This is a genomic window from Sphingobacterium sp. DR205, assembly GCF_011064245.1.
GTDB classification, from domain to species: Bacteria; Bacteroidota; Bacteroidia; order Sphingobacteriales; family Sphingobacteriaceae; genus Sphingobacterium; species Sphingobacterium athyrii.
On the sequence record NZ_CP049333.1, the window covers coordinates 2,520,395 to 2,534,013 of the forward strand.

16 protein-coding genes are annotated in these 13,619 nt (G+C 39.0%); 11 read left to right on the forward strand and 5 right to left on the reverse strand.

The window, feature by feature from the left end; genetic code table 11:
• Positions 1-83 precede the first annotated feature (83 nt).
• Together G6053_RS10670 and G6053_RS10675 are read right to left on the reverse strand one after the other, a co-directional pair.
• Positions 84-1,229 (reverse strand): FecR family protein, encoded by a 1,146-nt coding sequence (locus G6053_RS10670; protein ID WP_108632115.1) that lies wholly within the window; start codon positions 1,227-1,229, stop codon positions 84-86.
• A gap of 142 nt (positions 1,230-1,371) precedes the next feature.
• Entirely contained in the window at positions 1,372-1,941 is a 570-nt protein-coding gene (locus tag G6053_RS10675; protein ID WP_108632114.1) for an RNA polymerase sigma-70 factor, read from the reverse strand.
• A gap of 453 nt (positions 1,942-2,394) precedes the next feature.
• On the opposite strand from G6053_RS10675, the gene G6053_RS10680 reads away from it, so the two are divergent.
• The 3 genes from G6053_RS10680 to G6053_RS10690 all read left to right on the forward strand — a co-directional run bounded on the left by G6053_RS10680 (position 2,395) and on the right by G6053_RS10690 (position 4,434).
• Complete coding sequence (locus G6053_RS10680; RefSeq protein ID WP_165306389.1) at positions 2,395-3,312, forward strand: DUF4421 family protein; 918 nt, start codon at positions 2,395-2,397, stop codon at positions 3,310-3,312.
• Between the two features lie 76 nt (positions 3,313-3,388).
• A complete protein-coding gene (locus G6053_RS10685) occupies positions 3,389-3,952 on the forward strand; it encodes a Crp/Fnr family transcriptional regulator (protein WP_165306390.1) in 564 nt (187 codons plus the stop codon).
• Between the two features lie 92 nt (positions 3,953-4,044).
• Positions 4,045-4,434: a RidA family protein gene (locus G6053_RS10690; protein ID WP_165306391.1), complete on the forward strand. Its 390-nt coding sequence runs from the start codon at positions 4,045-4,047 to the stop codon at positions 4,432-4,434.
• A gap of 56 nt (positions 4,435-4,490) precedes the next feature.
• On the opposite strand, the gene G6053_RS10695 is transcribed toward G6053_RS10690, so the two are convergent.
• Positions 4,491-5,546: an SDR family oxidoreductase gene (locus G6053_RS10695; protein WP_165306392.1), complete on the reverse strand. Its 1,056-nt coding sequence runs from the start codon at positions 5,544-5,546 to the stop codon at positions 4,491-4,493.
• An 82-nt stretch (positions 5,547-5,628) separates the two neighbouring features.
• Between G6053_RS10695 and G6053_RS10700 the strand changes: the two genes are divergently transcribed.
• Positions 5,629-6,426 (forward strand): AraC family transcriptional regulator, encoded by a 798-nt coding sequence (locus tag G6053_RS10700; protein ID WP_165306393.1) that lies wholly within the window; start codon positions 5,629-5,631, stop codon positions 6,424-6,426.
• A gap of 61 nt (positions 6,427-6,487) precedes the next feature.
• Here the strand turns inward: G6053_RS10700 and G6053_RS10705 are convergent, their stop codons facing one another.
• Complete coding sequence (locus G6053_RS10705) at positions 6,488-8,107, reverse strand: fimbrillin family protein (protein ID WP_165306394.1); 1,620 nt, start codon at positions 8,105-8,107, stop codon at positions 6,488-6,490.
• Between the two features lie 525 nt (positions 8,108-8,632).
• Here G6053_RS10705 and G6053_RS10710 point away from each other — a divergent pair.
• From G6053_RS10710 to G6053_RS10725, 4 genes are all read left to right on the forward strand, one after another.
• Entirely contained in the window at positions 8,633-9,232 is a 600-nt protein-coding gene (locus G6053_RS10710; protein WP_165306395.1) for a GrpB family protein, read from the forward strand.
• A 301-nt stretch (positions 9,233-9,533) separates the two neighbouring features.
• Positions 9,534-9,941, forward strand: a complete 408-nt coding sequence (locus G6053_RS10715) for a hypothetical protein (protein WP_206531920.1) — start codon at positions 9,534-9,536, stop codon at positions 9,939-9,941.
• A gap of 49 nt (positions 9,942-9,990) precedes the next feature.
• Positions 9,991-10,662, forward strand: coding sequence for a CatA-like O-acetyltransferase (locus tag G6053_RS10720; RefSeq protein WP_165306396.1), 672 nt, complete (start codon positions 9,991-9,993; stop codon positions 10,660-10,662).
• A gap of 250 nt (positions 10,663-10,912) precedes the next feature.
• A complete protein-coding gene (locus G6053_RS10725; protein WP_165306397.1) occupies positions 10,913-11,476 on the forward strand; it encodes a DUF6624 domain-containing protein in 564 nt (187 codons plus the stop codon).
• On the opposite strand, the gene G6053_RS10730 is transcribed toward G6053_RS10725, so the two are convergent.
• Positions 11,440-12,018: a GNAT family protein gene (locus tag G6053_RS10730; protein WP_165306398.1), complete on the reverse strand. Its 579-nt coding sequence runs from the start codon at positions 12,016-12,018 to the stop codon at positions 11,440-11,442. The two genes, G6053_RS10725 and G6053_RS10730, sit on opposite strands and share 37 nt — an antisense overlap.
• An 85-nt stretch (positions 12,019-12,103) precedes the next feature.
• Between G6053_RS10730 and G6053_RS10735 the strand changes: the two genes are divergently transcribed.
• The 3 genes from G6053_RS10735 (at position 12,104) to G6053_RS10745 (ending at position 13,373) form a co-directional block, all read left to right on the forward strand.
• Complete coding sequence (locus G6053_RS10735; protein WP_277603209.1) at positions 12,104-12,685, forward strand: TetR/AcrR family transcriptional regulator; 582 nt, start codon at positions 12,104-12,106, stop codon at positions 12,683-12,685.
• A gap of 137 nt (positions 12,686-12,822) precedes the next feature.
• Positions 12,823-13,116, forward strand: a complete 294-nt coding sequence (locus G6053_RS10740) for a hypothetical protein (protein ID WP_165306400.1) — start codon at positions 12,823-12,825, stop codon at positions 13,114-13,116.
• 26 nt (positions 13,117-13,142) lie between these two features.
• Positions 13,143-13,373, forward strand: a complete 231-nt coding sequence (locus G6053_RS10745; RefSeq protein ID WP_165306401.1) for a hypothetical protein — start codon at positions 13,143-13,145, stop codon at positions 13,371-13,373.
• The last annotated feature ends 246 nt before the right edge of the window (positions 13,374-13,619 follow it).

Genomic DNA, 13,619 nt, shown 5'->3' on the forward strand with positions numbered 1-13,619 from the left:
AAAGGTTAATTAATTTTTGACAGAAAATTTTTAAACTCTATTCGTAGCCGGGATGTGACAGCATCCCGGCTTAAGTTTTCGATTTATCTTTTTGTGACGTAGATCCTCCTTTCCACAACTTTAAATTTGATTGATTTTGTTAATTCGAGAAGTGACAAGATCTCTTCGATATTTTCTCTTCGGGAGACTTTCATCTTAAGGTTTACATCATCCCAGTCATTTCCCTGAAATATAACTTCGGCATCATACCATTGCGCAACATCCGCCATAATGGTTTTGATATTTTCATCTTTGTAAATAAAATAGTTGTTCTTCCAGGCGATTTCGGATTCCGCGTCAAATTGATCTATTTGAACACCTGAGGTAGATATCTTCGCACGTTCACCGGGTTTGAGCATGGTCTGGCCTGTTTTTGAAGTCAAACGTACTGATCCCTGTAACAGAGCGACTTTTGCAACATGGAGGTTATCCCTATCGGATACATTAAATTTGGTCCCCAGTACCCGGATTCCAAATCCATTACCCGCTACAATGAAAGGTTTGTGTTTTGATTCAGCAACTTCGAAGTAAGCTTCTCCCTTGACCTGAACGAGACGACGGTCAGCAGCAAAATGCTCGGGGAAAATTAGGCTACTCTCGGCGTTGAGCCATACTTTGGTACCATCTTCTAAATTGATCTGATATTTACCGCCTTTTGGGGTTGCTAAGGTGACAAGTTGAGCTTCCATGTCTTTTTTTCCGGTCTTTGCCTGATAACTAATAATGCCTTCTTGATCAATTTTGAACAACAGCTTTCCGAAAGGAACAGTGTCTCCAACCTGCTGTTGCTGCAGATCCAGGCTGCTGCCGTCTGAATTTTTCAAAGAAGCTTTTTCGGTCCCCGGATTCAGGTATGCCTGTTGATTGGTGGCTTGTAAATCGGCCTTCCGACCCTTAAAAAAATAATATCCGGCAATGCTGGAAACAGCCAATAACAAAGAGGCGGCATAAGGGAGGTAACGAAGGAAAATACTTGTTTTTTTTGTATTGCCCGCTTCTGCTTGAATAAGTTGTTCTACGTTGAGCTTAATCTGTTTTTCTATATTTTCTGCAGGGCCGAATTTACCTTCGTCCCAAGTAGTATCATGATAAGCATCCAAGAGCCTGTGGTCTACTTCACGCACTTCATCTTCGGAGGATTGCTTGCGCAAAATTTTCTTGATTAAGTCTATAATTTCAGGTTTTTTCATGAAATCTATAATTGATTCGTTCTTATAGAGTTCATTTTTTCAATTAGCCCCCAAAAGGAATTGCATTTTTTTTTAAAAGAAAATATAAAAGAGCCTTTTATTAGATTGTTGCGGTTGTAATATATTGTATTTCAGATTCTTGTTAGAAAAAGAAAATTTGAAAAAAGATGTGCATATTCTGCATCCCTTGTTTTAATCGTTTCAGTGCAATAGAAATTTGGTTTTCTACTGTTTTTACAGAAATATTCAGCTTCTCGGCAATTTCCTTATGGCTAAGTTGCTCCATTCTGCTGAGGTAAAAGATCTCCTTACATTTATCAGGAAGCTGATTGATCATTTGATCCAGATAGTCAAGCAGTTCTGTATACTCCAATTTTAACAACGGATTGAATGAGTCAACATAGTTCTCATCTAAATCTTTAAGTTCGACATAATCCATCTTTTTTTTGACATTTCGGAATACTTCATAACGAATACAGCCAAATAGATAGGTTTTGATGGAATATTTGAGATTTATTTTCTCCCTGTTTCGCCAGATATTGATAAATACGTTTTGGACAAGTTCCTGACATACTTCGGGATCCTGCATGGTGACTGAGGCTGTCTTGAACAGCGGCTGCCAGAAGCGGTGCATCAGATGTTGTAGCGCTCTTTCCTCACCTTGACAAACTGATTCAAAAATTTGCTGATCCGAACGGGCGGAGAAATTCATAATTTAATTCTGTTTACAATAGGTATCCCACAAAAACCTATTCAAAGTACGTATAAAATAACAACAAAACAAAATCTATTCCACCGATGCCAAAATCCGTAACTGGAGTCGATATGTCGGGACAAATTAGTATAAGGGCCATACTTCACATCTTGTCAAATTTATTAAGAAAGAATGAGTAGTCCGCTTTATAAAAAGAGACTGAAAAATAAATCATGTAATGGAAATACAATGCGTTCTTAGATCAAATAATTTTCTGATTTGCTAAAGGAAATGATTGTTTTTAAACCAATGAGCCTACTGCGATCCCTGCCGGTATCAAAAAAAAACTTGTGGAGAAGAAGATTGTAATAAAACCTCGCATGGAAAGTTATCGTTTTTATCCTATAAGCTGTATATTCACCACATAGATTTATACTGCTTATTTTATTGAAAACTTTATGTCCGTTTTTAATGCTTAAGAACATTGTGCTATTTATTACGATGTGTTTATTATCGTTCTGTTCAAAAGGACAGGAAATTGACACGACATTTATTTATACCTATCCCAATGCCTCTTGGTTAACGAGTTATCTATCAACAAGCGCGGTCAACATGACCACCGAGGACAAGACTTTTGAGCCGAATTATCCGATGAAAGTGGGCGTGGGGCTGGGGATCAGAAACACTATGATTAATTTTTTAGTAGGCACAAAGATCGTTTCATTAAAAGATAAAACATACGGTAAAACCAGTTCGACAGACTTCCAGATCCATCGGTATGGACGAAAGTTTGTGACGGACATCTATTTTCAACGTTATAAAGGTTTCTTTGCCATGGATGGAAGGGACATCAATCTTTTTCCGGAAATGAAAATCAATCAGATGGGACTCGAACAGACCTACCTGTTTAATCACACACAATTTTCATTGAAGGCAGCTTTTGAGCGAAGCGAACGACAGCTTCAGAGTGCAGGCAGCTTTCTGCTAGGAACCAACCTATATTGGCATCGACTGCGGGACTTTGAAGGGGCTGAAGGAAATCTTGTACAGAATCTCGATAATCTACAGATCGGTGCACAGGGAGGATATGTATATTCTTGGGTTTTAGATCAGCATTGGTTGATTACGGCATATACAACAATTGGTTTTAACATCGGAAATGACCTCGAAAATTTTAAGAAGTTTCATTTTAAAATTTACCCAACTGTATTGGCAAGAACAGTGGCCAGCTACACCAAGGATGATTGGTCTTTCAGCTACGGGATGATGATCAATAACAAAATGAACTTTTTTGAAACAAAAAAAGACTATACCGTAACCAATATCACTCTGCAGCTGTCAGTAACCAAACAAATTAACTTTTCTTTTAGCAAACTTGGATCAGGTTGAGCGGAATAGCAGTTTGTCCAAGAAACCGGCAAAATGATGTAAGAAAATTGTATTTTTAGCAACCAAATTTTATACAATGATGAATCAATTAAGAGATCATATAGAACGTATTGTACCTCTTGACGATACTGAATTTGAAACGATTTCTTCTTTTTTTAGCTATAAAAAATACAAAAAACATCAATTTTTGATTCAGGAAGGAGAGCTGGTACCATGCAACTTTTTTGTACTCAAAGGACTTTTAAAACTCGTTTATTCTGACGATACCGGAAAGGAGCATATTGTCGGTTTTGCACAGGAAGATTGGTGGGAGACTGACTTTGCGGCTTTTTATACGGAATCGAGGGCCACGATGTCACTTGAATGTGTTGAAGATACGGAGGTACTTTGCCTCCGTTTGACTGACTATAGAAAACTATGCGCTGCAATGCCCCAATTAGAGCATTTTTTTCTGGAGAAGGCTTATCAAGGCTTTATCGCTGCGCAGCAACGCATTATTTCCACAATGACAGTAGGGATTAAAGAACGCTATGAACAACTCCTGAAAAAATACCCCACGCTGGTACAGCGTGTTCCGAAATCATTACTTGCAGCCTATTTGGGTGTTTCTCGGGAGGCGCTAAGCCGGCTGCCGCGGTGATGTGACTTCTGTCACGCAAAAATTGTGCGTTTTATCAAGGGTATTTACATCTGCCATTTCACAATTTTGTTGTACATCAAAATGTTGTGAAAATGAATAAAAGATCGATTAACCCATGGACGTGGCAACGGCAACGGAGTTACGTGCAGGCTGTTGAAGTAAAAAATGTAGCGGGGACCTTGTATTGTTCGGGACAGGCGGCAATAGCTGATGACGGAATTTCCAGTGATAAAGACATGGAGTCCCAACTGAGACAGGCTATTGCCAATCTCGAAAACGTTATTCAGACGGCTGGCTATTTGTGTAGCGGAATTGTGCGCTTAAACCTATATACCACTTCCATGCGAGAACTTTGGCCACATTTCCCGATACTTCAGGAATGGATTGCCAAACACCAAATTGAACAGGCATTAACAGCGCTGGAAGTTGTAGGATTATTTGAGACGCTGAAGGTCGAATTGGAAGCTACAGTGGTCAAATAACAAGTTGATTTTTCTCTTCATGGCGATCATCAAAATCACCATGAAGAGAAATGCTATTAAGGGATAATTTGTTTATTCCGCATTTCGTCGAATAGACGAAAAAACATCTGCTCGGTATCAACGAACTCATGAAATCCCATTCTCCGTGCTTTACTGCCATCCGCAAAAAAGTCATAATCCCAAGAGAAAACAAAATCGCCAAAAGCCCAGGCAGATACTTCTGTATAAGTATAATTCAATCCATGTTGGGTCCTTATATCTTCCCATATATCTGCTTTGTCGGACATCATCGTCTGTAGAGGTATGGGTAAGGGTGCGTCGACTTCCATCTTGAAATATTTCGCAATCTTGGGCCAGAGATCTTCCCAACGGAATAAGTCACCATTATTAATATTGAAGGCCTGATTGGCAGCAAGCGGCTCCGTAGCGGCCCATAAAGTCGCCTTTGCCAATAAGTTGGCATCGGTCACCTCCAACAGTTTGCCATAGGCACCGGGTTTCCCCGGAAAACGAAGTGGAATATTTAATTTTTTGGAAATAGTAGCATATACAGCTATCAACAGTGCAAGGTTCATCGGGTTGCCGGGAGCTGTTCCACCCACAACCGATGGCCGGATCGCGGACCAGGTCCACTGTTTGCCAATCTGTTGCTGTTGCAGGTACTGTAGCTGGCTGGTATTAAATTCAGGTGGCATATGACCAGCATCCGATTCTTTGGCTGGCGTTTTAAATGGGCCAACATGCGCACCATATACTTTATAACCCTGCATAAGACTCACATGTTGTAGGGATTTGGCTACTGGTTCAATAGCCTTTATGACATTGACCAACATCCTCAAATTAGGTTCGACCAATGCAGCCCAACTTTCCCGGTCCTGATAAGCTGCGTAAAAAATGTGGGTTACGGTTGTTAATGAGTTTAGTTTGTTGACAGCGTCCTCTAAATCCAATAAATCTACTGCAATATAATGCACGTGGCCGTGATCGGTTCCGCCGCGACGGGATAATGCAATGATGTCCCAATTTCCAAGGCTGCTAAGATAGTCAATGAGGTTTGTGCTGATGACACCATTTGCCCCGACGATTAATGCCGTGTTGTTTGTTGTTTCCATATGGATTTCTTTTTTAACAAAATTAGTGTTGATCAGATCGGGCGGGATGTAAAAATCGGCTATAATTTTGTACATTTCTTAAATGAAACGCTATCGACAATTTGAGCCTGTTCTGGTGTCAGAATTTAAAGCCGCTGAATGGACACATCCTGAACATAATCATAATCACTACGAATTTATTTTTATTGTGTGTGGAAGGGGTGTACATGTGATCAATGGTCATACTGTCCCTTACCAAAGCGGGGCTGTTTTCTTTATTGGGCCAGAAGAGTACCACTATTTTGAGATTGAACAAGAGACGCATTTTATTTATTTAAAATTTACAGATGCATATAGCCATCGGTATGCCGCCGATTCGGGTGTGTTAACCCGACAATTGGAGTATTTGGTAAAAAGCAGGGAGACCCATCAGCATGGATTTCCGCTACTTGCTGCTGATCTCTTGACTGTTCACCTACTGTTTCAGGTCGTTGCTTCATTAAAACACGATGCCTTTGCCAATCAAGACTTGATCTGGTATCAGTTGCTTGGCATAACTACGATTCTGGTGAGAAATATGCCCGAATTACAGACAGATGGAAGTAGAAGCCGCGACCTACAGGCGATGTTTTGCTATATCCATAAAAATATCTATACGCCCAATTTATTGAAGTCGCAGGTTATGGCCCCTCATTTTAATATTTCGCCTGATTATTTGGGTACCTATTTCAAACGTCAGGTTGGGATGACCATAAGGGCATATATTCTGCGTTACCGGAATACGCTTATTCGACAACGTATCGCAGCAGGGCGGATGATTTTAAAGGAAATTGCAGATGAGTTTGGACTGACTGACGTAAGTCACCTCAGCAAAATCTTACAGAAAGATCATGGAGCTTAAAAAGAGAGCCCCCTTAAAACTTCATGTTTAAGGGGGCTCTCTTTTATTTATACCTAGATTATTAATTACATGGTATTTTCTTTTTTCCGGCTCCAATACCTTTGATTACGGTTCTGCCATCAACAAGTTGAGTGACTTTTACCGCATTGCTTTGTACGCCGTTCCAAGGGAATGTATTGAAAGCATTGCCATTGGTTAAGACAAGTGGATACAACTCACCACCGGAAGTTTTACTTCCAAACATCGTAACCTCACCAGTTCTGCTAATTACAAGCTTAATTAATGGTTTTGATGCCGTGCCCTTCATGTCATAGATGTTACCAATTCTTTTATTGGTTTGTACATCCGTACCCTCGTATTTGCTTCCATCAGCAAATTGAATATTTTGTTTTGAAGAAGCACCCGCATTCTGAAATTGGATTTCCTGTTTGGCCAATCTGATACCGTTTACTTCCATATTGAAAGCATTGTCAAGCTCAGTGATATCGAAGACAAAACCATAGTTCGCTACCGGTGCTGTAAAAATACGTTCGATTGTGCTACCATTGGCATAGAATGTTTCATCTTTCATGATTCCTTTTTTACCGCGAAAAGTTGTTTCAGGATAGTTCCAATTTAATCCGTCACTTGTTACGTCCTGTGTACAGGTTTTGAAATTAAGTTTGAGGTCATATTTTTGTCCCGGATTAATTTTTACATTCGGAATGCTGATGTTTGATTTTGTTTCACCGTCAATTGTCAACGTTCCTAATTTAAGTGTTCCATTGCTCGTTGCCGGATGGATCAATAAAGAAGGAGTACTAACGACTGTACGGAGACCATTTCCTAAACTTGGAAACTGTGCAGGCACACCAGCATCATTCAAGGCATTGTATGAAAGCGCTTCATCCGATAATTTGAAGTTTGCCGTAGAATAGCTTGGTTTGAACACTGCATTTTCAAGTTTTGTAATCGCACCGGTCATATTTGGATCCATTGTCAAAGTCGTGATGATCTGACTGAAGCGATGTTTTAAAACAACATTTAAGTTGTTTACACCAGTGTTCAATTTTAAAGAACCTGAGTAAACCATTAAATCGCCACTGATATTGTCCAGACTTGCCGCAGACAATGTGCTTTGGTTGTTGATATTGGGAACAGTGCTAGTACTGTTGATTGAATACGCGATGAAGGTATAGGTTTTGCCAGCATCCAGCGCAATTCCCGCTGCTGTTGATTCACTACCATAACTATAGGTTTTTTCTGTTACATAGCTGCCTTGGTTGTCATATACCACAACTTTGTATTTGATATCTTTGTCCAATGGTTTCTCGCTTACCTGAGCAGCAGTGGTTTTTGGACTTGATGCGGCAACTAATCCCTTTTTTACAGCTGCTGCAGAACTGTTTGTCAGGACAACATCGATGGAACATCCGTTACCGAAAGGGACGGTCATTTCCTGAACATCCGATGTGCTGCCAGAAGCTAACGATCCTTTAGCCGAGCCCTGCTTTTGACCTACAGGGTTACTGCCATCTTCACCAAAGGCTTCAACGCCTTGTAGATTGATTTTAACCACTGTTTCTCCAGTTAATGCAGCAGTTTCACCACTCTTTTGACAAGAGTAAAGGCCTGAGCCCGTCAGTACAATGCAGGTTAGCATTAAAATGTTTTTCAGATTAAGGTAAGGCTTTAAATTCATGTAATTAAATATTTATGTAAGGGAATTCTTTGTTTTAATGTATTTTTATATGATACAAAGCGTTTAGTTGCATCCTTATTCGGAAATATTTAAATAAAAGCTGTGTATTTTTAGTGTGTCAGTAATATGATATCTGTAGTGGTAAATGTTTTTCGACGCAAAATTAAATGGATTTTTTGTTTAAGAAGTGTTGTTTGATTGGTGTATTTTTTCTTGTAGAGAAACACCTACATTGCTAAAATTCCTGTAAGGACTTACATTATTGCAGAATTGGTTTTACGCCCCAGATGATGTTTTAGCACATAAAATCTTAGCATATGGACGCCTTAGACAAGATTGTGAATGCTGATTTTCAATCGAAAAACTTTAATTTTGATTCGACGTTTGCAGTGATCACCGGCTTTAACTTTAGTGGTAATAACGGTGTAAAATCATCTGCCCGAGGTAACCATTTTTAGTCTGAGAAACTGGAAAGAATGCGTCTGAGTCAAACAAACTATTTATTGATTTTAAAAAAATATTTAAATGCGATTACCTTTTCTACCCTACGATCCGAAATGGAAAAAACAATTTGAGTCAATTAAGCTGGAGCTACAAGCTATACTTAAACCACTTGCTCCTCAGATTGATCATATTGGCAGCACTGCAGTAGAAGGTCTCTCCGCTAAACCGATCATTGATATACAGTTAGGAGTAGAGAACGAAACGGATTTGGAATTGCTGCCCGATTTATTAAAATTGCCGAATATTGTTTATTACGAAAAATATAATCAAGATTGGCCCGAACGCCGTTTTTTTATTTTGCTCAATGAACCCGTAGATAAAATTGCGGTCCCGGATGTTGTAAAGACGGGGGAGGAGATACCGGCGATCTTGCATGACCATGATTTGCGTGTTGCCCATTTACATGCTTTTGTAAAGGGCTCGGCAGATTGGGTAAGACATATCGCGTTTCGGGATTATCTAATGGCCCATCCGACGGTCAAAGAAAGCTATCAGACACTTAAACAACATTTAATTCAACTCGAATGGGTTGATGGAAACGATTATAACACGGGTAAGGACGAATTTTTGAAGATGCAGGAAAGAGACGCATTAAAATGGTACAGGGAGAGACAGCAATGACTAGCGAGAATGTAAGCTTTTGTCCCGCCTTTTCTATTGCTATGCTTACCCCAATATGGGTTTAAGATTCAATTTATCATTTGGATAAATTGAATTGTGCTGCTGTGGTAAAAAGGGAAAACAATGTTTTGTACCTGATTGAATTTTTTGCAACAAAGGAAGTTGATTTGTATATGGTAGTGTATACTGATCATGATTTTTCTTTTACAGAGGTTGTTTTAGGCTTTATACCAAAACATAGCGAAGGTCTTGAGTGGTGAATATGGAAAGATGAAGTGAACGTATGAAACATACATAGGACATGAGTAAAGATATGACGAATAAATTGAAACAGGCAGCAATCGGGTTGGCCGGTACAAATAGACTAAATGACTTTGTTGAATATGCCGGTGTCGCCGCAGCGATAGAAACGGTATCTGGCAATATTTATACCGGAATCAGTATCGATACAGCCTGCTCAATGGGCTTTTGTGCTGAACATAGTGCTGTTGCGGAAATGTTGAAACATAAGGAGTTTCGGGTCAGGGCATTTGTTGCGGTAGATGCTGCGGGAAATGCCGTTCCCCCTTGCGGGCGTTGCCGGGAATTGATCAGTCAGCTTGCCAAAGACAACCTCGAAGCAATCGTGGAAGTAAAAAATGGAGTGTTCAAATCCTTAAAAGAATTGTTACCTTTTGACTGGAAAGAAAATCTGGATAGAAATTGGTGATTTTAGGATACAGTCAATAGATTCAGACAAAGTGATCAATATAAAAATAATGGAGAAGATAAAATCAACATATAAGAAGATTAATTTAGCGGACTGGAAGCGGAAGGAGCACTTTGCGGTATATCGCAGCCAGATGAAATGCGGCTTTAGCCTGACAACAAAAATCAATATCGCCAAAGTACTTCCTTTTATTAAGGAAAATGGCTATAAATTTTATCCTGTCATGATATACCTCATCGCACGCGCTGTAAACAAGCATGACGCGTTTAAGATGGCAATGAAGGAGGGTGAGCTCATTGTCTGGGATTATGTAGATCCGATATATACCGTATTGCATTCGGAAACGGAGACTTTTTCTGCACTGACTGCCATATACGATAAAGATTTTACGAGGTTTATGGCTAATTATAATGATGTAGGAGAAAGACACGAAGATAATCTGCATTTTTTTCCAGAGCAGCCACCGGAAAATCATTTTAATATTTCAGCGATTCCTTGGATTAATTTTGATAGTTTTAATCTGCAAATTGCTGACTTTACAGATTATTTTGCACCTTCTTTTACCATTGGAAAGTATAAAAAACAAGCTGATGAAATCTTGATGTCTATTGCGATCCAGGTGCATCATGCCGTCTGTGATGGGATTCATGTCGCACAATTGATCGCAACATTGGAAGAGTACTGTGAAAACATTGAAACAATCACTCAATCTCAAGTATAAAAAACGAATCGTGGTCATCGATAAAATCCTTTTGTACTATTCGACTTGATTAATGCCAGTTCAATAACATTGATGCAAAAGCGGAGGAATTGAAATTATTTCTGGAGAAGCAAAGCTTGGTAAATGGGATGATCCAGCTTGAAATGACAAAAGTGTTATAAATCCAATATCCTATACGACTGTTGGTCAATTCTTCTTCTTGACCAACAGTCGTATAAAGATGTTCGTTTATAAGCGATAAACTGTACTTATGGTAGACGAGAAGCTTGCAAAAGAATTGATTCAATTAGCAAATGGCGATAGACTTTTGAGGGAAGAATTAGCCAAAGAAGGTGCACTTGGAAAGGGCTATCATCCGAAAATGGAAGCTGTCCATCGTGCTAACGCGAAACGATTACGTGAAATAATTGACAAGATAGGATATCCCGGTATTTCAAAAGTTGGCGAAGAGGCTAGCGAAGCTGCTTGGTTGATTGTACAGCATGCGGTATCAGAGCCTGTGTTCATGCAAACCTGTTATCAATTGATGAACATGAATAAAGAGGATATTAACTTGGCACACATAGCCTATTTATACGATAGAATACAGTATTTCAAGGGCGAGCCACAGCGTTTTGGAACACAGTTAACTGCGGATGGCGGAATCTATCCTGTGGAAAACAAGGAAGATCTGAACACGTTGCGCCTGCGAATGAATCTGCCCCGGCTCACCAATAGGAAACTCGATACGATCTATCATGTAGAGGAGCTTGCGATTTTAAATCAGCGGGATCCCGACTATACAATCTGGCGAAAGAAAGTAGGCTGGATATAATTCTTTTTAAGTAATGCAAAAATTTCGCCATCCACAAAGCGTCCTTTCTCAAAGAAATAGTCATGCAGGATTCCTTCTGAAACAAGGTTCATTTTTTCAAGCAACTTACGGGAAGCCAAGTTGTCAGGGTCGATAAATGCCTCTATTCGGTTGAGCTTATATTCCTCAAATCCGTAAGAAATAATGGTAGAAATTGCTTCTGTCATAATCCCCTGTTGCCAGAAGTCAGGATGAAGTTCATAGCCGATTTCTGCACGAAAGTGTTCGGAGGAGAAGTTATGGAAACCACAAGAGCCAATCAGCTGATCCGGATTGCCCTTCAGACAGATTGCCCAACGAATTGCTTTCTTTTGTTGAAAATTTTCCTTCCAATTTTTTACGAGCTCATAGGCCTCGTCCATGTGCTGAAAAGTTGGTAGATCAAAATATAGCGTTACCTCATCTTTTGAAAAATAAGAGAATAAAGCCTGAGCATCCGAATGTTGAATCTCACGCAAATAAAGACGTTCAGTCGATAAAATTGGGAATATATCCGATATCATGGACGTAAAAATAATAAAATATGTTTAATTGAAGAATGATGATGTGAATTTTCGACATTTTTTGTATGTTTGTCGAGCGATGACAATGCAACAGGAAAATATTAGGGAAGAAATTATCCTTTCGTCAATGAAAGTATTTGAAACATATGGTTTTACACGAGTTTCAATGCAGGATATTTCTAAAGCTTGTGGTAAAGGTCGTAGTACATTGTATTACTATTTTACGAGCAAAATGGATGTTTTTGATGCGATAGCCGAATGTTTATGTGAACAGGTATTCACAAAAGCAAAGGAAAGCTATAGTCGCGAAGCTTCTTTGGAGGAGAATTTGGTTGGCTTTTTGAGGGCGAAACTGCACCAGATTAATCTGATTACGAAACGTTTTCACCTTGCTTTCGAGGATATGAAATCGGATCCGGCTTTGATGGTGTCCAAGACACGTTATATGTTGGATGATGAAATTAAATTGATTCGTGATATGATCGGGATCGCTATTGCCAAAGGGGAGATTCAGTTTTTAGAAGAAAAAGATATCCTCTTCCTCTCGGAAATGCTAGTAACGACTTCCCGTTGTTTTGAACAGGAAGTGTTGCTATTTGACCGGTTCCCTGATTTCGAAGCGCGGCTTGGTTGGTTAATCAGCATTTGTGTAAAAGGGCTAAGGTAGCTGTTTGATATCCAGGCATTAAAAATTGATGAGCATTTGCTCTTTTTTTAGCGTAGAGTTTCGACAAAAATACAAAATATGTCTATTTTGTGATTGACTCAAAAAATAAGAATGCCTAATAAAAAATATGGTATAACATGATTTTAAATGCAAAAATAGGAAAGGTGACCAGAAAATTAACGGCACAAAAATACCTGCTCGTATTAGTAGAAACGGATGAAAAGATTCAGCCTGAGTCTACTGGTTTATTGGATGCAGCGTTTGATTGCTATGTATTGATACACCGTGAAATCGAACGTTTGGATGAATTGGCGCTTGCATTGGAAGGTATAAATAAAGAAGTGCGACTGGCGCGCAATTTTAATGAGCTGAAAGATAAAGGAATTGAGATCGGCGACTTGAATCAGCTCGCTGTTAAGATATTGAAATAAACTGTTTTATTGAAACAAATCTAAATATGTACAAAATTGTTTACTCCCTATCCAGCAAATTGAAATGGAAGGCCAGCGAGATCTATCAATTCTTATATCAGCGTTTTCCGGAGATTAAAAATATCGATTTATTGCTGGATGATCAGCAATTTTTACTTGTTGTCAAGATTAACAGCCGTTTAGAATTTTCAATTCTAAATATTTGCCAGCAACAAGGCCTTAAGATACAGTTTGTCCAGGTAGAGGATGTCGATTAAAGATTTGTGAAAATCCAGTTCAGCGCATTGTTATAATGCATAAATTTACATGTCATATTTTTTGATTCAGGCTAGGAAACACTATAAATATAAGGTGTTCACTTCCAAGATCGAGGAAAGCATCGAAAATGGAATATATTGTGTTTTAAACCAAACTTTTTTTAGTACTAAGGGTTATTCTTAACTTGTACGGGAGATAATTGGTCTTCCGGATAAGTTAACTAGGGTAGATTTTTATAACAGGTA